The organism is Paenibacillus sp. AGC31, assembly GCF_057334655.1.
This window is the reverse complement of sequence record NZ_JBHFJH010000027.1, coordinates 197491-218850: the sequence shown is the minus strand read 5'-3', so window position 1 is coordinate 218850 and position 21360 is coordinate 197491. Positions and strand designations below refer to the sequence as shown.

27 protein-coding genes are annotated in these 21360 nt (G+C 39.6%); 1 reads left to right on the top strand and 26 read right to left on the bottom strand.

Annotated features, from left to right (window positions below; translation table 11 throughout):
- Positions 1 to 883: 883 nt before the first annotated feature.
- The 25 genes from ACE04G_RS12900 to ACE04G_RS12780 all read right to left on the bottom strand — a co-directional run bounded on the left by ACE04G_RS12900 (position 884) and on the right by ACE04G_RS12780 (position 20007).
- Complete coding sequence (locus tag ACE04G_RS12900; RefSeq protein ID WP_449004218.1) at positions 884 to 2509, bottom strand: serine hydrolase domain-containing protein; 1626 nt, start codon at positions 2507 to 2509, stop codon at positions 884 to 886.
- Between the two features lie 296 nt (positions 2510 to 2805).
- Complete coding sequence (locus tag ACE04G_RS12895; RefSeq protein ID WP_486094486.1) at positions 2806 to 2949, bottom strand: hypothetical protein; 144 nt, start codon at positions 2947 to 2949, stop codon at positions 2806 to 2808.
- Between the two features lie 48 nt (positions 2950 to 2997).
- Entirely contained in the window at positions 2998 to 4797 is a 1800-nt protein-coding gene (locus tag ACE04G_RS12890; RefSeq protein WP_449004220.1) for a serine hydrolase domain-containing protein, read from the bottom strand.
- Positions 4798 to 4907: 110 nt separating this feature from the next.
- Positions 4908 to 5282 carry a hypothetical protein gene (locus tag ACE04G_RS12885; RefSeq protein ID WP_339183127.1) on the bottom strand — a complete coding sequence of 125 codons (375 nt, stop codon included), beginning with the start codon at positions 5280 to 5282 and terminating at the stop codon, positions 4908 to 4910.
- 103 nt (positions 5283 to 5385) lie between these two features.
- Positions 5386 to 6021: a chloramphenicol acetyltransferase gene (locus ACE04G_RS12880; protein ID WP_449004221.1), complete on the bottom strand. Its 636-nt coding sequence runs from the start codon at positions 6019 to 6021 to the stop codon at positions 5386 to 5388.
- An 82-nt stretch (positions 6022 to 6103) separates the two neighbouring features.
- Positions 6104 to 6334, bottom strand: a complete 231-nt coding sequence (locus ACE04G_RS12875; RefSeq protein WP_449004222.1) for a hypothetical protein — start codon at positions 6332 to 6334, stop codon at positions 6104 to 6106.
- 97 nt (positions 6335 to 6431) lie between these two features.
- The gene (locus ACE04G_RS12870; RefSeq protein WP_449004223.1) at positions 6432 to 6911 is read right to left on the bottom strand and encodes a hypothetical protein; all 480 of its coding nucleotides are present in this window, start codon (positions 6909 to 6911) and stop codon (positions 6432 to 6434) included.
- Positions 6895 to 7275 (bottom strand): hypothetical protein, encoded by a 381-nt coding sequence (locus ACE04G_RS12865; RefSeq protein WP_336766261.1) that lies wholly within the window; start codon positions 7273 to 7275, stop codon positions 6895 to 6897. The genes ACE04G_RS12870 and ACE04G_RS12865 overlap by 17 nt, the downstream gene beginning before the upstream one ends.
- Before the next feature lie 110 nt (positions 7276 to 7385).
- Entirely contained in the window at positions 7386 to 7799 is a 414-nt protein-coding gene (locus tag ACE04G_RS12860) for a hypothetical protein (protein ID WP_336766260.1), read from the bottom strand.
- 94 nt (positions 7800 to 7893) lie between these two features.
- Positions 7894 to 8289, bottom strand: a complete 396-nt coding sequence (locus ACE04G_RS12855) for a contact-dependent growth inhibition system immunity protein (RefSeq protein WP_336766258.1) — start codon at positions 8287 to 8289, stop codon at positions 7894 to 7896.
- A 210-nt stretch (positions 8290 to 8499) separates the two neighbouring features.
- The gene (locus ACE04G_RS12850; protein ID WP_336766257.1) at positions 8500 to 9003 is read right to left on the bottom strand and encodes an NUDIX domain-containing protein; all 504 of its coding nucleotides are present in this window, start codon (positions 9001 to 9003) and stop codon (positions 8500 to 8502) included.
- Between the two features lie 97 nt (positions 9004 to 9100).
- Positions 9101 to 9580 (bottom strand): SRPBCC family protein, encoded by a 480-nt coding sequence (locus tag ACE04G_RS12845; protein ID WP_336766256.1) that lies wholly within the window; start codon positions 9578 to 9580, stop codon positions 9101 to 9103.
- A 20-nt stretch (positions 9581 to 9600) separates the two neighbouring features.
- The gene (locus ACE04G_RS12840) at positions 9601 to 9909 is read right to left on the bottom strand and encodes a hypothetical protein (protein ID WP_336766254.1); all 309 of its coding nucleotides are present in this window, start codon (positions 9907 to 9909) and stop codon (positions 9601 to 9603) included.
- 131 nt (positions 9910 to 10040) lie between these two features.
- Positions 10041 to 10727, bottom strand: a complete 687-nt coding sequence (locus tag ACE04G_RS12835) for a hypothetical protein (RefSeq protein ID WP_449004225.1) — start codon at positions 10725 to 10727, stop codon at positions 10041 to 10043.
- A gap of 129 nt (positions 10728 to 10856) precedes the next feature.
- Positions 10857 to 11270 carry a hypothetical protein gene (locus ACE04G_RS12830; protein WP_336766250.1) on the bottom strand — a complete coding sequence of 138 codons (414 nt, stop codon included), beginning with the start codon at positions 11268 to 11270 and terminating at the stop codon, positions 10857 to 10859.
- Positions 11271 to 11490: 220 nt separating this feature from the next.
- The gene (locus ACE04G_RS12825; RefSeq protein WP_449004226.1) at positions 11491 to 12096 is read right to left on the bottom strand and encodes an oxidoreductase; all 606 of its coding nucleotides are present in this window, start codon (positions 12094 to 12096) and stop codon (positions 11491 to 11493) included.
- A 330-nt stretch (positions 12097 to 12426) separates the two neighbouring features.
- Complete coding sequence (locus ACE04G_RS12820; RefSeq protein ID WP_449004227.1) at positions 12427 to 14148, bottom strand: helix-turn-helix domain-containing protein; 1722 nt, start codon at positions 14146 to 14148, stop codon at positions 12427 to 12429.
- A gap of 45 nt (positions 14149 to 14193) precedes the next feature.
- Entirely contained in the window at positions 14194 to 14970 is a 777-nt protein-coding gene (locus ACE04G_RS12815) for an IucA/IucC family C-terminal-domain containing protein (protein ID WP_449004228.1), read from the bottom strand.
- Between the two features lies 1 nt (position 14971).
- Positions 14972 to 16012: an ABC transporter substrate-binding protein gene (locus ACE04G_RS12810; protein ID WP_449004229.1), complete on the bottom strand. Its 1041-nt coding sequence runs from the start codon at positions 16010 to 16012 to the stop codon at positions 14972 to 14974.
- 541 nt (positions 16013 to 16553) lie between these two features.
- Positions 16554 to 16790, bottom strand: a complete 237-nt coding sequence (locus tag ACE04G_RS12805) for an aspartyl protease family protein (RefSeq protein WP_336766243.1) — start codon at positions 16788 to 16790, stop codon at positions 16554 to 16556.
- On the bottom strand, positions 16780 to 17037 hold the full coding sequence (locus ACE04G_RS12800; protein WP_036669338.1) for a hypothetical protein: 258 nt from the start codon (positions 17035 to 17037) through the stop codon (positions 16780 to 16782). The genes ACE04G_RS12805 and ACE04G_RS12800 overlap by 11 nt, the downstream gene beginning before the upstream one ends.
- A gap of 181 nt (positions 17038 to 17218) precedes the next feature.
- On the bottom strand, positions 17219 to 17728 hold the full coding sequence (locus ACE04G_RS12795; RefSeq protein WP_336766241.1) for a DUF6933 domain-containing protein: 510 nt from the start codon (positions 17726 to 17728) through the stop codon (positions 17219 to 17221).
- 155 nt (positions 17729 to 17883) lie between these two features.
- Positions 17884 to 18480 (bottom strand): chloramphenicol phosphotransferase CPT family protein, encoded by a 597-nt coding sequence (locus ACE04G_RS12790; RefSeq protein WP_449004231.1) that lies wholly within the window; start codon positions 18478 to 18480, stop codon positions 17884 to 17886.
- Positions 18481 to 18503: 23 nt separating this feature from the next.
- Positions 18504 to 19226 carry a HEAT repeat domain-containing protein gene (locus tag ACE04G_RS12785; protein WP_150366424.1) on the bottom strand — a complete coding sequence of 241 codons (723 nt, stop codon included), beginning with the start codon at positions 19224 to 19226 and terminating at the stop codon, positions 18504 to 18506.
- Between the two features lie 55 nt (positions 19227 to 19281).
- A complete protein-coding gene (locus ACE04G_RS12780) occupies positions 19282 to 20007 on the bottom strand; it encodes a hypothetical protein (RefSeq protein WP_449004232.1) in 726 nt (241 codons plus the stop codon).
- Positions 20008 to 20148: 141 nt separating this feature from the next.
- On the opposite strand from ACE04G_RS12780, the gene ACE04G_RS12775 reads away from it, so the two are divergent.
- Complete coding sequence (locus ACE04G_RS12775) at positions 20149 to 20751, top strand: hypothetical protein (protein ID WP_449004233.1); 603 nt, start codon at positions 20149 to 20151, stop codon at positions 20749 to 20751.
- Positions 20752 to 20820: 69 nt separating this feature from the next.
- On the opposite strand, the gene ACE04G_RS12770 is transcribed toward ACE04G_RS12775, so the two are convergent.
- The gene (locus tag ACE04G_RS12770) at positions 20821 to 21300 is read right to left on the bottom strand and encodes a hypothetical protein (protein ID WP_221822523.1); all 480 of its coding nucleotides are present in this window, start codon (positions 21298 to 21300) and stop codon (positions 20821 to 20823) included.
- Positions 21301 to 21360 lie beyond the last annotated feature (60 nt).

The following is a 21360-nucleotide window of genomic DNA, read 5'->3' as shown; positions in this document are numbered from 1 at the left end:
AAAGGGAGAATTATTGGGATGCTTAATCCCCATATCCATATGATCCAATTGGCTTTGAATACGATGAATATTTTTCATACTAACATGCGTATATCGCTGGTTTGTCGTGCACTCGTATGACCGAGTAGCTCCTGGATGTACCATAGAACTTTCCCGTTTTCCAGCAAATGAGTGGCGAAGCGCATGAATACTCACCTTTTTTTGCAATCCCTGCACGTTGTCCAGCTTATTCGAAATCCTTCTACACCCTAATCGTTTTGCGAATTTATCCTCGTACCTTTAGCACCTGCTGCTACGATTCTTTGATCGATTTTTTTTACTTACTAGCATTTCATTGAAAAATCCACTTACAGATAACGGAAAATACTGTTAGAATATAACGAATGATAAAGTTGTTTAATGCAACGGTACTGTTAGTAGTACACACATAAGGATGGGTATATTTGAATAACAAGAAGCTAATATTTAGCGTCTTTACACTTTGTATTCTAATCATATTGGGTTTTCTCAGGTGGGATAATCTTGAATCCAGCGCAGACTTGCATTATAAGTATGATCGATGGGCAGGTCAGAAATAGGTAGAGTTCTATCCGCCGCTAGCTGCTTCTTCCAACAGCATGGAGTTTCCACTTATATATATAGATGAAATCCATCCGAATGATATAAATAAATATTTAGGAAAACAAGCTCTCTCTGGAGAGTTAGTGAACAAGTGGATTGAACGTACAAAGTTAACAGATGGATATATAGGTCTATTATTATTGAATATTCTAGTGGTCATTTACAGTTTCTTCAAAAGCCAAAGAGCATATAAACACAAAGACAGCAGTCCCAGATGAGGAACTGCTGTCTTTCACTCCAATACATCTTCATGAGTGCCCTTCTAAAAGTACAAATCCCATCCCACAATAAAAGCAGCAAATAGGAAAGCCGACACTCCGGTCATGATATATACAACCTTTCGCTTTTTGCTGTAACTTATCTTCCACAGTTTGTAGATTAGCAAGACAAGATATGCTAAAGCTAGAATCACATAAATCAGGTTAAAGATGAGATGAATTCGTAATGAAGAATAAGAGGCGTTTAAACTCAATGCTCGCATGGCTAGTACTGTAGTATTCAGTAGGAATGCCAGACCTGCAATATTAATGGCAACATGATATTTATCAAACCCTGTCCCGGGTCTTTCCCATTTTTTCAATCTGTAAAAACATAATCGGATAAAATAGCCAATCACAGCTCTCAAATTGAATACGATGGCTATTGCAAGAGCTATTAAAGAGGCAATGATCCAGATCATCGTTGAGCTTGATACACGTACATAATCATTGTAAGTAAAGGAGACCTTCTCAACGACACCATCTTTCTCAACAACATTGGTGAAGTTACTAAGATCAAATGTGGAATACTTTTTCAGCAAAAGAATCGAATAGAGCTTCGTAAATCCAGAACCGGAACGTCGTGTAGTGAGATAATATCCATCATTTCCAGAGGTTACAGAGCTAGTGCTGTAATTATCCCCAAACAATTTCTGGACAAGACCGAAACAATATACCTCTTCTTCGAACTGGTTGGTCATCACCACTAACCCAAAATTAGATTTGGGGTCAAAGATCAATTTATTCGAAAATCCCAATGTATTTCCACCGTGTTCCAGTGCAGGTGTCCAGTACTCTACCTCAATGAATCCATGTGCGATTCGAGGGATAGAAGTTCCATCATAATACAGACTGGTTGACAGCATTTCGTTTAAGGTTTCTTTGTTCTTGAATAATAAATTACCACGATTGATTGGCATCAGGGCTGCTAGGAATTTTGCTGCATCTTCTGCGGTGCCCATGGCACCTCCTGCAGGATATATGTTCATGTATACTTTGGTTTTGGGGATAAGTTCGGCATTAGCAGTATAGCCTTGAATCTGATCCCTTCTCAGCACGAGGTCTGGACGATCTTGATGTGACGGATGAATCGTAGTTTCTTTCATATCCAGTGGTTTAAATATATGTTCATTCACGTATTCGTAAAAAGGTTGTCCGCTCTGCACTTCTACGATGTAGGCAGCCATAGCAACACCATAGTTTGAATAAGCAAATACACTCCTCGGTTCATAGATCTGTCTTGGTTCAAATTTTTGCAATGTTTCTCCCAGATCCATAACTTGATTCTCGGATAGATACCATAACTCAAGCATCCTATCCTCCCAACCCGCTTGATGATTCATAAGATCTAATAGCGTAATGGGGGCATCATACTCCAGCTTCTTTAGAAACCCTTTCGGTAGATATTCCTCAATATTAGTATGTAGATCAAGCTTTCCCTGCTCGACAAGCTGCATTACACTCGTCCAGACCAACAGTTTAGTGACGGAACCCCATTCAAAAACAGTAGAGCTGTCCGCCTTTCTCTGTTGCTCAATATCTGCATAGCCATAGGCCTTACTAAAAATCGTTTCCCCGTTCTTGATAGCCACAATTGAAACGGCAGCGGTGTTTTTCTCATGGGTAGCCACATAAGAATCGATCGTCTCCTCTAGAGAAGACAACGGAATTCTGGAAGGCGTGGTCTCCACATTCTCTATCTCAGCGTATACTGGTACCCCGCATCCCATAATGAGAAACACGAATAACAGAACACAGGCGACCACTTTGTTAACATAGCGATACCTTCGATCTATTTGCATTAGCTACTCTCCTTTAACATTAAAAATAACTGCGATCTCATTATATATGTTCATAAGATCACTAGTTTCATGAATCTATAAGTTTTATAGAATTCAGACAACGTTCCTTTGTTAAGTAGCGCTTACTAAGATAATTTGTCGTTCTCCGAGTTATCGGTCTTGCTTTTGATTTGTTCTTCAGTAAAACCAAACCACTCATCCCAGTCATTTGCAGAAATATCCCAGTATCCATTCAGGCGAATTATTCTTTCCATGTACCCGATATTCAATATAGATTGAACTCCTATTCTACAGGACATCGTATTTTCTACAATACTCTAAACATACAAATTCCATCCCACAATAAAAGTAGCCAAGAGGAACGCCGAGATGCCTGACATAATGTACATCACCTTTTGCTTTTTGCTATAACTGTTCTTGCGCAGTTTATACATAAGCAAACCAAGATACACCACTGCTAGAACCACATAAAGTAGATTAAACATTAAATTAATTCGTATCGAAGAATGAGCGGGATAATTTGGAAGTCTTGTGTGTATGATTAAAAGGTTAAGAGGAAGTACCGCACCTGCAACATTAATTGCAAGATGATATTTATTAAAATCTATCCGAAGATTTCCTCGTTTATTTAGTTTGTAAAGTAGCATCCGGATACAATAGACGAGCAAAGCAGTCACACTGAAAAGGATGGCTAGTATGACAGGAATAAAAGATATTACAATCAAGTTCACCTTCCATTTCGATACAGGCAAGTAATCCATGTAAGGAGTGAAGGAAATTTTCTCAACAACGCCATTATGCTCGACCACATTATAAAGACTACTTAACTCAGCTTTTGAAAATTTTGTTATATCAAGTTGCCTGAATAAATCGGTAAATCTAGAAGCAGGCCGTCGTGTGGATTGAAAATATCCTCCTCCCTCCGAAGTAATTATATTAGAATTGACGTTATCACCGAAAATTTCTTTAATAAGTCCATAATAATAAATTTCCTCAAAAGACTGGTTTGTCATGACGACCATCCCAAATTTAGATGCGGGATCAAAGACAACTTTACTTGAGAACCCTTTCAGATTCCCCTCATGCATCAGTGTAGGCACCCAATATTCCATCTCAACGAATCCATGAGCAAATCGCGGAGTAGAAGTCCCGTCATAATATAGACTTGTCGACAACATTTCGTTCAACGTATCCCTGTTCTTAAATAATACATTACTATCATCTACTGGCATCAGCGCTGCAAGAAATTTGCCTAAATCTTCTGCTGTCCCGATGGCTGCCCCTGTCGGATAAAACGTAACATATACTCTGTTCTCAGGGATCAGTTTCAAATCTTTTGTATACCCTTCAATCTCATTTCTTCTTTGTACTAGGTCTGGATGATCTTGTCCCGTTGGATGAATCGAGGTGTCGTTCATATGAAGTGGTTCGAAAATATGTTGATTGACATACTCATAAAAAGGTTGGCCACTTATCTCTTCCACGATGTAACCAGCTAGACCAACGCCGTAGTTCGAATAACCCACTATGCTATTCGGTTTATAGATTTGTTTCGGTTCATTTTTACGCAACGTTTCTCCTAAATCATAATTTTTATTTTCTTCGTAATAATACACTTCGGTCACTGTTTGATCTTCCCAACCCGCATTGTGATGCATCAGGTTCAATAGGGTAATTGGTTCATCGTATTTCAGCTTTTTGAAGAATCCCTCTGGGAGATATTCTTGGATATCCGTCTCCAAATCAAGCTTGCCTTGTTCAACAAGCTGCATCACACTCGTATAGACCAACAGTTTCGAGATGGAAGCCCATTCAAACACAGTAGAGGTATCCGCCTTTCGCTGATTCTCAATATCTGCGTAACCATATGCCTTATTCACAATGGTTTCACCATCTTTAATAGCCACAACCGAAACGGCAGCGGTGTACTTCTCATACGAGGCAACATAAGCATCAATCGTTTCCTCTAACTTGGATAAAGGAATCCTGGATGGTGTAGTCTCAACCTGTTTCTCTTCAGCGTGAGCAGGTACCGCTATTGCCATAATGATAAATATGAATGACAGAACACAAGCGATTACTTTGTTAACAGTGTGATATCCACGATTAATCTGCATTAGTTACTCTCCTTTTATTTAAATATTGATTACATAATCTTGTTTCCACGTATACGTTTTCAAAAGAGTCCACGAATCTAATTTATTTCTCCAATGTAATTACACTCCATTCAGGAGAGAAGTGGGAGAATTTCACCTTTCCAATTAACGACTTTTGTTTCTTTATCTTTCAAGAGGCACCAATCAATGATTTCACCTATCAATTTTGGCGTGATGATCTCATCGCTCCATTTCGGTGTGAGTACTCTTCTGAATCCTATATATTCTGTTGTCCAGCCTTCGAATTCTTCTCCGATGATGACTATAAATGGAGTCTTGTTCCTAATACTGTGTTGTCCCACTTCATAAGTGACGATTAACTTCTTATCCTCAGAAACGATATGTAATTTGATTATCCCTTCATCGTCAATATCCGGTTCAACATACCAATAAAATAATCGATTGGAGCGAACGATTTTACGTTTATATTTTTTTCTTACGCCCATAACTCACCTCGCATATTTCTTTTTCCTTGGTTCGCAGTATTTGTTCAGTTCCAAGACACAGCTAGAGTAGCTGTGAGATCTGATATCAAAAGCCACACTAAGATTAAGGAGTTGTACTCTTGTAAAAATCAATTACTCTATCAAAGATCTCGCTCTCGCGTTTTTTTATGTCCGGTAATGTCTCGCTATGCTTTACAATATGATGTATATTATCTGCTACAGTCTCTGCTTTATGAATCCCCACATATCCTGGTACTAGTTCATTAAGATAATGGAAGTATCTCATTTGAGGTTCAATCATGCGTAGATGTTTATCAAAATTTCTTCTAGATCTTGTCTGATCCATCTCCTTTCGCTTGCGCAGCTCATCTTCTTCAGCCCAGAATAGTACATAAGCATCCGGTAATGATATTTCATTCTCCAATAATTTCTTTCTAAAAAAGTTCGCTGTTTCATCTAAAGATAGGTGCTCATAACCATATATCCAGCTGTACCAAATTTTAAATACATCGCCATCCAAAATCACATACTCATGTTGTCGATTCTTCTCATATGCTATATGCCATCTATCGATTTGTCTCTCCAGCAACCACATCATAAGTTCCTTACCTTCAAGTTGAGGAGATTCAAAAAGGAACCCTGTTTCTGGAACAATAAATGCATCATACTGTGTAGCGAACTGCTGACAAGTGGTACTTTCACCTACAGAACTGGCACCTTCGAGACAAATTATCGTCATTCAATTACCTCCAAATATCACTCACCAAATGATTAATCAACCTTCACTGGCTCTTAAGCGATCATGTTGAATTTATATTAGACTATGTATTGTAGATTTCTTTGATCTTTAGCCATGTTTCATACCAAAATGTTTTTCGTTTAAGAGGTTTTATTACCTTAATCTCGACTTCTTTTCGTTTCAAATAAACCGTGCCATCCACTTCAATGAGTCTATCGCCAAATTCAAATACAATATCCTTGCAGTCTTTGTGATACCGGGTCTCTCTTGTTTCTGACCATTCCGCTTTATCAATAGAATGCCGTTTTCTCATTATTTAAAATCCTCCTTTAAGGAAAACACCACTATTTACAGCAAAAAGGAAGCCTATCCCTCATCATTAACACTTTGTTATCCGATATTGATGAGCCTTAAGGTTCGTTTATTCCTATGACTTGTTCAAATGCTATATTAAATTCTTTAACATTAATGTTTAACTTAATTATTCCTTCTTTATCAAGCCCTTTTGTATCTAATTTAAAAGTACCTGTCAGTGCTTCCGAAGTATCACCATCAATTTTCTCATTTATGTCCAATTTAATGTTTCTATCGATCAATCGCTCCTGAATCTCCTTACTTATGATCGGTTCAACTGTTTTTAGGATTATTGATTTATTGGTTCTATTCCGTAGATTGAAATTGTATGTTACGACTGTAATACCTGCATCTTCTTCGCTCTCTCCCAGTCCAAATGAAATTGAGTTTATGTTCAACCCATCCTCAACAATTTCATCCGTCTTTACACTGCTTGAAATACAACCACTTAGGGCTAGTATCATTAAAAGAAATATTAAAATTATTGAACGCTTTGGATTCTTCAATTTGGAAACTCCTTTAATTTTTTTCTTCATCTTGCAGATCCATATTTGCAAGTTCAAGTGCAATCGCTAATCTAATCTGTGAATATTTCCTAAGTCCTTTTAAATAGACATTGTCTAGCTGTTTGCTTTCAATTATAGGTTCAATATTAGGGTCGTAACGATCAATTTCTACTTTTGCAATTGTATCGTTATTAATCAGCAACGAAAATATGTCTTCCCCTTGTTCAGGTGTCCAAAATAAGATATAGGCAGTTTCCATTTGTGGAAAAAACCTCTTGATAACTGAAAACAATCCTGATCTTATTTCATCATTAAATAATGACTCATGCGATCCTACTAATTCTCTTCTTATATCTTCTTCAGTTTTACTGCGCTTTAATTTTATTAATTTCATAATGCCTCGCAAGTTATCATTATTTTTTTTTGACTTGTTAATTTCCTGTTACGTTTACGTATTCACGACGTTCGACGTTGTCGGAGGTGTCCGCTGAATTCCCAAGCTCTCTACTCAGCATTATCTTCCTGATCTATTTCTTTAAAAATCTTTTCTGCGATATTTTGCTTACTATTTAAACTCTCTTTAATCCATACGTCTCCTTGCTTGGATGTATAATAATAATTGCTTATATCGCTTACATAAAATTGCACCCACTTAATTGCATCACTCGCATCTTCAACTCCTAAGTAATACAGAGGTCTTAATGCAATTTTCATCAGCGGATGTTCAAGATCAGGTCTGTAATAACATATATGCGAAATAATAGAGAAGTATCCTTTAGTGGCCCCCTCACAATTTTGACTTGGTTGGAATCTCTCTACATACTGAATGATCTCTTCATCAAGGTACTTTTTGGGATCTGTTCCTATTGTCTTTAATAAGATTTGAAGTTTTCCACTTCTTGAGAATTGCTCAATCATTCGATATCTCCTTTTCAAGATGTTTTGGATATTTCCTTTAAGATGGAACGATAAAGTTCCATATGCTGGTTGAAGCAAACATACTTGAACATCCTTACAAAGGATCACTTCTGTATTTATTTATGTACTCTTCTAATGTCTTTCTCGCCTCTTCATATGTTCTAATTACTTCATCTAATTCGTTCTTCAGTTCTCTATGTTCTTCCCAATATTTTTGCCCTACCTTGAGCACCGAACAAAATAAATCCCCCATGTACAAATCTCCTGATCTTAATGGGTTCTCCACTAATTTCTCCAAAGCTAGAGGTAAAAGAAGATCTAGACTCATTTGTTGCCCGATCAAAAGCCTTAAATCCTCATTATTCAATTCACAGAGAGGTTTCTTTCTTAATTCATTTGCTCGGAGAACTAATCGAGAAGCAAAGTTCGGTTCATCCCACCTATCGTCTTCTAGCTCTTCAAGAGTTTTGGTTAGATCCACTTGCTGCATAGCTTCCCCCTCTTAAATAAGTGATTTCCGGCATTTCACGTAAACGTTGTGTATTCACGAACCCTCACTGGCTTAAGCGCGTAAGCGCGGATCAGACGGACTTAGCCAGTACAGAGTTGTCCGCCTGATTCAGCTTCCCCGAAATCCCTCCTGGCGACCAAGGGAAAATGTCCGATGCGTGAATATGGTGTTATGAGATGGTGATGTCTTCTATAGACTACTTTCAAATATTACGCTAGAATATGGTTTTATTACTTGATCCGAAAAATATTCTTTAAAGAATTCATTGGTTGTTCTAGGAAATTTATAATGTTCTAAAGATTCTTCTAGCCTATACACTGTCCTCTTAATTTCATTAATGGGTAACCATTCAATCCCAACCTGTCCAACATCAGCTTGTAGGCTTCTTAATTCATTATTTAGGAATTGAGTGCTGCACTCATAAATAAAATCAATAGAATGAACTTCCTTCATTATGAAAGAGTATTCATGATTGCGCGACATGTATTCTCTTACACAAACTAACCTACTACTCCATATTTCAATACCCAGTTCTTCCATACACTCGCGACTTAAAGCCTGTTCCAATGTTTCGTTCTCTTCTTGAGCTCCTCCAGGCAGTACATAATAAATACCTATATTTGCTCTCCTTTTCTTTATTAATAGAAGATTGTCATTCTTGATAATCAATGCTCTTACTGTATTTCGAATCATCTAGAATAATCTCCCTCCATACAACCACACATCCTGCATTATATCTGAACTACGTATAGGTGGGGTGTTGTATAATGGAATAACTTTTTTTATTCTGTTAACCTTCCATATTAAATGCTTCACTATAGATTTCACGCAGCTTAGTGGAGTTATCGTGCCACTGAATGGTTGTACCATTGATAATTTGAACCAATACATCCAGACATCTATGCCATCCTGCAGCGGTATTCACTGCCCATGAATTATCGTTAAACGTATGGGTAAAGATCATTCGACACCCTTTATCTTCTTTCTGCAATGAAATGTTAATCAGATCATCAACTTCACGGAAACCAAAAACATATGGCTTTTCTAACTCTGTAATGCTTCCCTCATATGTCGTTCCTTCACCATCATCGAAGGCAATCCTGCCACCAATTCTCAGATCCATCTCTCCTGTTGCGAAAGGGTACCATTGGGCGAAGGAACTAGGCTTCGTGATCACAAGGAAAACATCTTCTGGATTTTGATGAAGAAATCGTTCAAACCTCAAAGCATAACGACCGTTTGACTCAAGTAATGCACCATATTCATTCACCTGTTCATCCTCCTTTTTCATCACATATATCCATCTTCGGGTTCACCAACATCAAAACCTAATACTTTTGACGCTTCTAATTTGAACGTTTCTATCCAAGAAGTCCAATCATCGTTATTCATCTGTGCATAAAATGATAATCCACTAGGCTCAACGGATGCTTCAATGAAGACATCATCCTCTTCAGTTCCAAACCAATATGGAATTCCACTTTTATAACCAATCCACCCTGGCATGCGCTCATATACTTTAGAAACTTTAGCCCACACCTCATCAGGCAGGTCATACCTTATATTTAGGTTGCAATTATGAGAGTTTATGTTGTTCATTTACATTCTCTCCTTCTACCTTAGACGTATATCAAAATTTATCCTATATATATAGGTAAAGTACCACACTTCTCCCACTACTTGATCAAGGATGTATCTCTTGTTCTTTATATACTATTTTCGTTTATAGTTTACCAAATATCTTCTCCCTTTAAGATTTCTTTCGTAGGCTGGTCTACAGCTAACCAAGTAGAAATATCCTCTTTTATTTTTCTCTTCCACGCTATTAAAAAATGTACTTGGCATATCTGGTGGGAATCAATCTCTGTCATAGATACTTCAATGCCTTGATCAGAATGTAAGACAAAACTATACTTCTCAAAAGCAGAGTTCAAAGCAAGAGATTTAGGAATCATATCACCTTGGTTTCTTTTTCCCATTATCAGTGGTTCTTCTTGGGTTCCTATGTGTAAGCGGTACTGTTCATTCTCATATTCGACAGCTTCAAGATTTTCTCCCGTGTCAGATCCGTAATCTTCCCAGCTGTATCCCTCTTTCCACAAAGCAGAAAAGCTACAAGTGCTTATCTGATGATATGCATTGGGTTTGATTCTAAATACGGCTCCCCAGCATTCCTCTACTTCCTGAGGTGAAAAAAGATTATGGTTCAGATTACAGAGCACTAACTCGCAATCAAACGAGTCGTAGTAATACTGGTATAGTGATCCGCCATGTTTGAGCTGAGAACAGTGAGTAGGAAGATAACATTCGCCAGAGGCAGCAAGTGAAAATTCAATTGTTCCAAGAGGCGTATATATTGAAGGTTGTATAAGGTCAGTACCTTGAATTAAGGCTTCTTTTCCACGAAAGAGCTTCATTATGTCCCTCCTTATAGTCTTTCACTTCACTTAGTGAGTCAGCAGTAACTGCATCGTTATACCATATAATCTATCAATATCTCTTTAAATTACTTCATATGCAACTCTCGTCTGCGTAAGAGTTACTTCCTATTCTTGATAATTTAAAAAATATTTATTATATAAGTTTGGCTCCATTTCTTTTATTCTAATTCCGTTCTCTCCTGCGTCCTCTATCCCTCTTATGTAGAAAAGACTCTTTAAATTTTTATCAAAGACAATACAAGAAAAGTCCCAGTCTTGATACCTATATTGATTAAAATCTTTCTTGGATTTGATATATGGTATAAAACTCATCTTATTGGAGTTATCGATTATTTGTATCACATTATCTAACTTTAATACTTTATTTTTAGATAAGTAGGTATCGAGATCTTCTTCATGGTAAATGTCTAAAAATAAAATAGAATTATCTTCTATTAATAATCCATCTAGAACCTCGGTGATATTACAATTTAGAATCTTAAAGTATGGAGGCATTTTGATAATTTGTAATGGTTTCATCAGTTCTCCCCAAAAAGTTTTATTGATAATCTCGCAAGGTGTTCTTGTATTTACAAACCCTCACTACCTCGAAGAGTCCAGCGACTTGCCGCAATTCAGTAAGGTAGCGCAGGGGTACCTGCTGACTCCACTTCTTCGAATACCCTCGGCAGACCAAGAAGTGGAAGCAACGCAGCGTAGATATGCTGTTATTTAGATCTCATTACCTTTCACAAAATACTTATAGATTGTATTTCATTTTCATTCTTTCATATAACTTATAATCCGTATTTCTATTTACAATCTCTCCAATTAACTCTTTCCATTTGTTTTCAATCCACTTAGGACTTTGTTCTTTCAGAATATCCTCGTTAAATTGACTATCAATATACTCCAAATCTTGTTTAAGCACTCCTATATCCTTAATCAGTTGATTTCTCGATTCTTTTTCTAGCGATACCTTATTCGATAAAATTTCGCCTATGATTTCTACCCTTATATGCGTATACATATCTCTAAACACATTATAGATTAAATAAGTTGATGATAATTGATCTTCCCTGAAGTCGGATTTCAGAAAGACGAATGATTCTTCACCAACTTTCAAAGATACCGCAACATTTCCTAAGGCATGTATGGCTGTTTCCTTGGAAGAGTCGTCCTCTAAGCTTTTTATCACATTATCTAAATTATAGATTGATTCTTTTATACCAATTTCAGTTCCATGATTTAGTTTAACCGTGTATTCAACTTCCTGATTGTCTTTGTACGCTTTGAATTGATAGTTGAAGTACATGCTTATTACCAATCCAACCATTAGTATGATTATTGCTATATTTTTTTTCATTGAATCACCTCCTACTAGTGCCTGAACTACGTATATGATAACCCATATTGTTACAATTACGAAAGGAAATTGGCGAATAAGGGAGATTTATTAGTTTTCTCAACCCCTTATCCAATCGATCCAATGGGCTTTGAATACGCTGAATATATGTAGGGTTGTACAGGACGCGAGTATGCAGTGGAACCTTTCGTTATAGTAATAAAACAAAAGGGTCCTTCTTCATCCCATAGGGAATCCGAAGACCTTCCGATACACTGGAATCTATCAACTTTAAAAAAGGTAGAGCGTACTGTCTTTCGCTGCAAACGGGCTAGCGCCGGCAACCACCTATCAAGCCAACAACGCCTGTTCAATCTGATCCACAATCCCGTTAACACCTATCGGCCCATAACAGCCGATCCATGTTGCAGCATCAACAGAATGTATGTGCTGTTCCTCACCCCCATCAAGCATCCCCCTGACACGTTGCTCTGTCGCAGATATACCATCCTGCATAAACTCATTACTCAGCAAAAAGTAGTGGCTAGCTTGTACTGCAGGTAATCTCTCAACCGAGATATGATAGGCCGTGTCGGTGGTGTCTGCAACAAATAACGGAACGGGCAGACCCAGATCCCGGTACAGCACAGCGCCTGTGCGATGAGCAGCAGAATGGACGCGCACGAGGGAATCGAGTGGACGGATCAGGGCCACGCTTTTACCAGCCAGTACCGTAGCCAGTTCTTCGAACAGCAAAGCTGTTCGGCGATGATAATCCGCGATAATCTGCTTGGCCTCTGCTCGCTTGCCTGTCAGTTCACCGAATAGACTCAGGATGGTCTGCCAGTTTTCATTACGCTTGAACATGAGCACTGGAGCGATCTGGCTTAACCGTTCATGATGCTGATCATGCACCTCGGTGCAAATAATCAGATCCGGCGCAAGTCGCTCTACTGCCGGGAGATCGGGGTATTCATACGTACCAAGTAATGCTGTATGCTGGAGTCCTGCCCGGAGTGATGGAGGGAACGTTAACACGGTACTTCCTAGTCCGACACTTCCTACCGGAGACAAGCCCAGTGCAAGCAAATGATCAGCATATTGCACATCGAGGACAGCGATACGCTGTGGTATTTCGGTGACGGTGTACTCCCCGCGCATATGGCAGATGACCGGGCCTTCGGCTGATTCATAGGAAGAAGCTGTACGATTTTGCAGCAAAGCATTCGCATAGTCTGCATCTCTTCTCGAAGCGGCGGCATGCCGGTAATGTAGCGGTGGGACGCCATGATATTTTTTAAATGCTCTGCTGAAGTAATACATATCGCGATAGCCCATTTTGTCCGCAATTTCACCGATGGAGGCATCCGTGTGACATAGCATGCGTGAGGCACTTTCCATACGCAGCTGAATGACGTATTCCATCGGTCCAAGCTGCTTCTCTTGTTTGAATCGTCGTTGCAGTTGTCTTACACTACAGCCCGCCAGGGCTGCCAGCTCTTTTAGCTCCAAGTTTTGACGATAGTGCGATGTGATATAAGAAGCGACTACATCCACCATGTCGGACTCCGCTCCCCCTTGACCACGTTCATACTCCATGATCAGCTCGTAGATCATTCCTTGGAGCAAAGCGTTGGCATAAAAACGTTCCAGTCCTTCACCGCGGCGCCATTTGGCAACGATTTTTTCGGCATTTTCGATCCATTCCGCATGGGCTACCGAGTTTTGAACAAATGACCTGCGCAGCGGATGCTTGCGATATGAAGGCACAACAAGAGAGGCTCCCTCTATGGAAGAAGCCTTGTACATAATAACAATATAATGAATGTCCTCTGATCTGGCCGTCAGCGTAAAGGATGATCCCTTCACCACATGACAGGCAAAAGAAGCTCCAATGTGGCTATCCTCGCCATTCATTGCAAGCTCCCCTTCCCCTCCATATGCCAGCAGCAGCACATTTGAAGTTAAATCCGTTTCGTGTAAAACGCTGCCTGTCTGCAAAGTACCGCTATACCCATCAAGCATCTTGATCGCCGTATCACTCCATAGACTTGTCTGTTCTTGCAGCGGCATTTCTCTCATCTCCTGACAATAGCAAAGGTAAAGTTGTTGCTGTTGTCATTTTAGTTGAGATTCTTTCTCATTGTCAATTTTCGGACATTTGAGACAATATTCGCCTGACATCTGGTAATAGAAACAACAGGTAATTCGCTCGCTTTTGGCAACATGCACATTGTCCTTACAATCGGTGAAGCGGGTTAACGGATTCTTCCTCTCACCAAACACTTCCCCGGATGCCACCTGCGTCAGATATGAAAAGTCCTCTCGAATGATCTTACTTTCCTGCTCAGTCTCGGCTTCATCAGGAGCGAATAGTCGGCCGATACGTACCATGATATTCTCCCAGAGAATACTCATCGAAAGTGGCGCAATCGCAGCAAGCGTCTTTAACAGGGGTGTAAGCTGTACCGCAAACATCTCCTCGACTACCTTTTCCCGCCACACTGCCCTGTCTCCCGATAATCCTTCAGCCTGAAGCCCATTCACCGCTAGAAAAGGAAATCGTGTACCGCCCTCATGATCTGAGAGCGCCGGATGATAGAGAAAGCTGTTCTCCAGCTGAAACGAGACATGCTGATGATGAAAAGTCATCGCGGTCACCAGTGGAGCCGTCCACAGATAACCAATTCGCTTGGCTAACATCGAAGCGGCAACCTTCATGTCAGGCGCATCGATATACTCCTGAAACCAACCGATATACTCTCGGCATGCCGCTTCGTCATGCAGCTCACTTAGAGCAATGGTACGGACACTACGTTCAGGCGGCTCACCGAGCAAGATTGAATAATCCTCCACTGTCTCTTTCCATAAGTCTGTCGAGAGATAATGGGTCATATTAATTCGATCCGAGCAGGGCTTCCGATGCCTGATCTACAATAAGATTAATCGCAAGCGGACCATAGTATGCAATCCAAAGTGTTGAGTTTACGTCATACGTGCGGTTATTTTTCACAGCATCAAGAGACTTCCACACTGGATTACTCACCATCGCCTCTGCCTCTGCCGCAAACAGCTCATCCGACAGCACAAAATAACGATCTGCCCCAATGTCAGGAACCTTCTCCATCGAGATTTCAACGGAACCATCTTCATTAATCTCCTGTACCAAAGCAGGCATCTTCAGCCCCAAGTCATTGTACATAATACCGCCAATGCGGTGCTCAATACCGTGAACACGAATTCCTTCTTTTCGTGGACGAATGATCGCCACCGTTTCATCACCCAGCTTCTCTGACAATTTTGTCTTCAGCCCGGCGATTTTCTCTTCATACGCTGTACGCACTTTCTCTGCCTCGTCCTGCTTGTCTGTAATCTTAGCCACTGTAGCTAACGTATCCCGCCAGTCTTCGTAGAAATCGAGTACCAGGGTAGGAGCAATTTTACTTACACCCTCATATTGCTTCTCTTGAAAGTCGGTCATGATGATCAGATCTGGGTCGAGTGCTACAATCGCTTCCAGGTTAGGCTCGTCCCGTGTACCCAGAACTTCTACGCCATTCGGTTGGTCTCCTAAATATTCTGGAAAATCGGTATTCCCTCCTGCAATAACACTTCCTGCTGGCTTCTCACCAACGGCTAACATTTGATCCAGAAACTTAACATCAAGCACTGCAATTTTCTGTGGTTTTTCGTTTAGCGTCAGCTCACCCTTCATGTGCGTGATCGTAACAGGGAAAGCTCCGGCAGTCTGTGATTCTGTATTCGAAGGCGTTTCCGTTGGCGTTGCCGCAGGCTGATTACCGCTATCTGTACCTGCTCCGGCACCGCAAGCCGTCAGGACAAGAATAAGGGCTAACATCAAGCCCATGAATAATCGTGATTTGTGAGCAGCATATGCCTTGCTTCCGGCAGCCTGCCCCTTTGTTCCTTGATTCATGATGAATCCCCCTTATGTATAATACTGATAATGATTTTCATTATCGAAACATAAAGAGAGTATAAACGATCTCTGCATTGCGCTACCATGTACTTTTGCGACATTTGAGCCGGACTAATGCGACATGGTGCGGAGAAAGACAATAGCTCCTTGGAGAAAATAAACCATGCTTCTTGTGCTCAAACTGGAGAACGGACAATCGGTTTCATGGCAGCGAATAGTGCTTATGTTTAGTGTTGGTTACGGATTGGAGTAATGGGATAAGAGCATAATTCAACTGTTGAAAAGCGCGTAGGCTCTAGAATAAAAAACCTAACAAAATTTGTTAGGTAAAAACCACTTGTATATGTATCTTATTACCCGAAACGCACTATAAATAGGCCTCATTCATTACTACAATTTTATTTTCAATAATGTAATTCTAATGTTTTCAGATCAATTATAAAATTTTGTTGTTTCAGAATATCCAATCCGAGAAGCCCTTTATGTTCTTTAGCTAATATACCTACATCTATTTCTATATTCCCAATGCTTTTTGTTCCTATTTCAATCCTGTCCATGACTTTGGTGTAGAAAGGAATACTTCTCCAATCCCGTATGCTTCATATATCGAATCGCCGGTTTCATAGGTCACACCGATTTCCTCTAAAACATCAGGACTAATGATCGTATGTGAGGATCCTGTATCTATAATTACATCATCTATTCTTAATACTCTGCCTCTAAATGTAACGGTGAGTGACGTTGTAATTAACTGACCATCATAGTTAATTTTCATTCGTATTACGTCTCACTCTCATTAATGGATCTCTGCGAAGATTGATCACAAAGTCTTGATTTGAAGTATGATACACGACGTTACCAGGCTCTACTTGAAAAAACTCTTTATTTACATCTCGTTCTGATATGGTTCGGATTGGTGCAACTTCATCTACTATTTTTTTGTTGTCTTCCTCATGATAATGAATGATAGAAACCAGAACAAATTGGTCAGGGAACAGTTCTCTGACTTCTTGCCATTTCATGTGTTCTACCTCCTGTTATTGAGTTAGTTCTACTTTCTGTAATTTTAACATATCTCCTGATCTCATTTTACCGTATTCATGACGTCTGACTTGATCAGATGTGGTTTGCTGGAATAACCCACCAATGATCCATCTTATACTGCTACTGGCATCAGAGGTCTCCGATGAAAATCCAGTTTCTCTAACTCTCCATTTCAAACCGTGTTTGAAGCTCTTTAACAAATACCTCAATGGGTTCTTTATAGTCGATGGGTTTATACATAGATCTATTATTCCACATATGCCTTTCATCTTTATCACGAAAATCATTATCTTCAACTTCAAGCGTCTTCATCACAAGCATGATTTCATTCATGGTACTTATAACACTTCGACTATCCGTTTTGGTGATCGTGCTCTCGTTACATTTTTCCAAATAATAGTTCACCAGATGGTCAGGAAGCTTCTCAACGGCCAAATAGTCCTCTAAATTCTTTTTAAAGATTCCTGCCAGTTTACTCGCCTGATTTGCTCTAATCCCATAGATCGTTAAGCTTAACCTGGACAAATCATTCATAAACACATAGTGTTTTCTGCCATACAACGTGAAGAAGTTTACATGCCAACTAAAGAAGGCATTGCTGTCTTGGATGGTTTCCGGTTTGGCATGAAGATCTTTTAATGTGAGTTGGGTTGCTTTGAAAATAATCATGCTCGACTCCTCCTTGCTCCTTAAGCTGATTATAAACTACTTCAAGTGAACCATATCCAAATTTGTTTGCAAAATACAGACATTGTCTTGAGGTCTGATCCTCCATCTCCAATTTTTTGACCACCTTACCAGCCTTGGTCTTGAATTCATTTCTTTTACGATGTTTTCACCTCTCTTCTGCTTAACTTCTTAAATGCCGAGTATTCCTGATCAGACTTCATATAACTTAATATCTTTTCCGCACATGCAGCTGAGCTAAGCTCTTCCGTATTCACTTCCAGATCATATTCATCATAAGAGTAGATGTAGTCGAACTGGGAATGGGCAAGTCCAATCTCGCGATCTCCCCTGCTCTGCTCTCTTCTGGTGAGTTCCTCTTTCGAGCACTGCACACCTACAAACAAAATCGGATAATCCGATAGTAAATCATAAAAACCGTTAAACCACTTGTCATTGCTGATGACCGTATCCACGATGACATTCAAACCCATCTCCGAAAACAGCTTAATGGTTGCACAGTACAACGAATTGATGGGGTCGAACAGGATATCTGTCATCACATGGTGTTCCACTTCTCTTGTTGGTTTCATATCTGGATATGTAGTGTCGATGAATTGATCATAATTATGCAGAAATTGATCTACAGATAGATGATGAAACGGAATGTCTCCCTGATTCTTCATTTCCATCGCGATGCTTGTTTTCCCCGAACTTGATGTTCCGTTCAAAAATATAATGAGTCCTTTTTCCATATCTATCACCCTTATCATTAGATTTATTTTATCTTATTTTCTTTTCGTTGTTCTCTCATTTTGGCTAATGCTCGTTTGGCCGCTAGTTTCCCATTATGCATTCCTTTTTTGGAGACTTCTACTAATTTTTCTCTAGCCGGCGTGTAACGATGGAACCCCATAATCTGGCATGCTCTCTCTTGAACATACATATCTTCATCATCTATATATTTCATCAGAGAATCCAGATGGCTTTGCGGGGTTAATGCCATAATGCAATAAATGTACTGACAACGAACATCCTCATTTAATCGTGGATCAGACTCAATTACATCGTTCAATTCATGAATACAACTTAAGTCTTCATTCATTTGATCTCTACTAAGTTCAATATCGCTGGGATAGTCTTTCTTCAATTCATCCCAATCCTGATGAGGATTTCGTTCCAGTTCACGTATGAATGAGCCTGCACTTCTATAAGCTGGAGCTATATCCGTCTCCTCATGGCTGATATAACTTATCCTGTACTGGCATGCACCTTCCACATGTAAGCCTATGTAGTTCGAATGATCATCTGTCCATAAAGGAATCATATTGTGGTACACCTCTATTCCAGCCATGTCATCCAATGATTCAACGATCTCGTCGCGCTGCATTAATCGGAGAAAAAACTTGTAATCCTTCTGTTTCTGAAGATGAACTTCTAACTCCTCAACGATTGTAGCAGGTAAAGTAATACCGCGTCTGTTAAATAGATCAGCAAACATATTTTGTCCCCTCCACAATTCATACCATATCAATCATACAAACAATCGTAACGTTTTAACGTTTACCAATGTATAGCTTCGTTTGTGTCCAATGAAGATTATAGCCATAGCAGTATAGCTCAAAGTATGGATATAAGCAGTTTTCCGCCTCTTGCAAACCTTGATAACGGGGCCATTGCAAGTAATAGGCTACCCAATAATCGCAAGCGATGGAATAGTAGGCTTCGCTCAATATTTCGATAGCTTCATTGTAATCTTTGCGTGAGCGAAGTAGGTCACCAAGTGCTTCGTAAACGACCTCGCTATCCTCTTCATCCGTGCCTTGAATCAGTCCTTGTTCTAACTTGCTAATTTCCCCTGGTGGTAGTGCAACCACTTCCTTTACACAACCCAAAGCCCCGTATGCTTTCTTAGCTACGTCTGCTAGTTCATCATCCTCCGGCACCATGGAGAACAGACTCTTCAATCTTTGAATTAGTTCTTCCCCTAGACCACGGAGCGTTTCCACGGAAGCATCCTCATGTCCACCATTGAAATAACCCGGCACATATTCGCCAGCGAATTCCTCTGGATTCAACATCTCATAGATCAGACGTATTCTGTCCAGAAAACACTGGCTCTCTGGAATCGGCTCAAACACACGTTCAATCCCTGCTCCCGATGGCATAAACCATTGAAAAAATCCGTAGAGATGGTCTGCCTCAACCTGTTCATCATCTTCTCGCTCAATATCTTCTCCGCCCATCGATAATAAATAGCGGCCATATTCTTGTTGATCCATTCGTACCATCTCCTCGTTTGTTCCACCGCTTTACCACTTTTAGTTTGGCTCAACCAATTTACAATAATTTTCAAATATGTGTATAGTAGAAATGAAGCAAAATACTTTCAATATACTAAATCTAACAGAGAGGATGAGATCATGTCTTTTTTCAAAAAGAAGGTTGTTCTAGTCTCTTTATTCGTATTGGCTATCTCTGCTGGTGCAATCGCTTACGTAAATGGTCAATCGAAACCGGACGTGCCCATTCATAAAGTCGTCAACCTTTCAGCCAACTCTTTAATATTTCATGAAATAGATAAGCTGGATGCGTTTGCTGAACTGATCGTTATTGGTTATGCAACAGAAGATTTCAGAGATCGAGAGCATGTTATTACTGCATTTGAGGATGGGACCATGCAATCCTTTCACACCAACACAAACATCAAGATTGAAAAGATATTGAAGAAACCCGAAGATTTCCCTTCAGATCAGAACGAATTGACAATCATTGAACCCGTTAGCCTCGAAGGAGACGTCAAATATACAGTTGATGACTATGTAGAACTGCAGAAGGGTGATCAAAGTGTGCTCTTTTTGATGAAAAATTCCTTTGGTAATTATGGATTGATCAATGATAACTTAGGCAAATTCAGCCTTGAAGGGATAACTCAATATAGTGTGCCTCAATCCTCCACTGCACAAGCGTTATCAAAATACGAAACTTTCCGTGATTCCGTTATGGAGAAGTACCATTTGAATTAAGGTTTTATCATACAACACTCATCCCTTTAACAGTTGTCTTAATCACCGGTAATAGCAGTCCTCTTCTATCTATTGCACTTCTTTATCTAGGCTTACGTCATAGGATGAAGTTATCGATTTTTGTCTAAAATCATTGGGTATCACTTTAATCTCCACGTTTAGATGTATAGATTCAGGCAAAGTCATCTCAGTTATATTCTCATAACCAATGAAGTAATAATGCTTTTCGTCCAGTTCTATCAAACCTCCACCTGTTGAGCCAGAAGTTGAAATCAAATGTCCGTCACGATAAAGCTCACAAGCAATGTTATATTCCTCCAAACTGTACCCTTTCACTTCATATCCAACCTTGATTTGATTTTCCGTGTAATCAGCATTTCGTAAACTGATCGCACCACCATCCACCATTTGAGTCTGAATTGCAATATTTGCTTCGGGCATCTCCGGTTTCCTTAATAGATAGCCTACTTTCAGGTACCATATAACTCCTAATACAACTACAGCAAGTACAATCATAACAATGAGTAACTTCTTTTCTTTGTTATCCATAATCCTAACTCCTTACATCTGAACACCCTTGAAGTTCTTTCCAAACCTGTGTTTCAAATA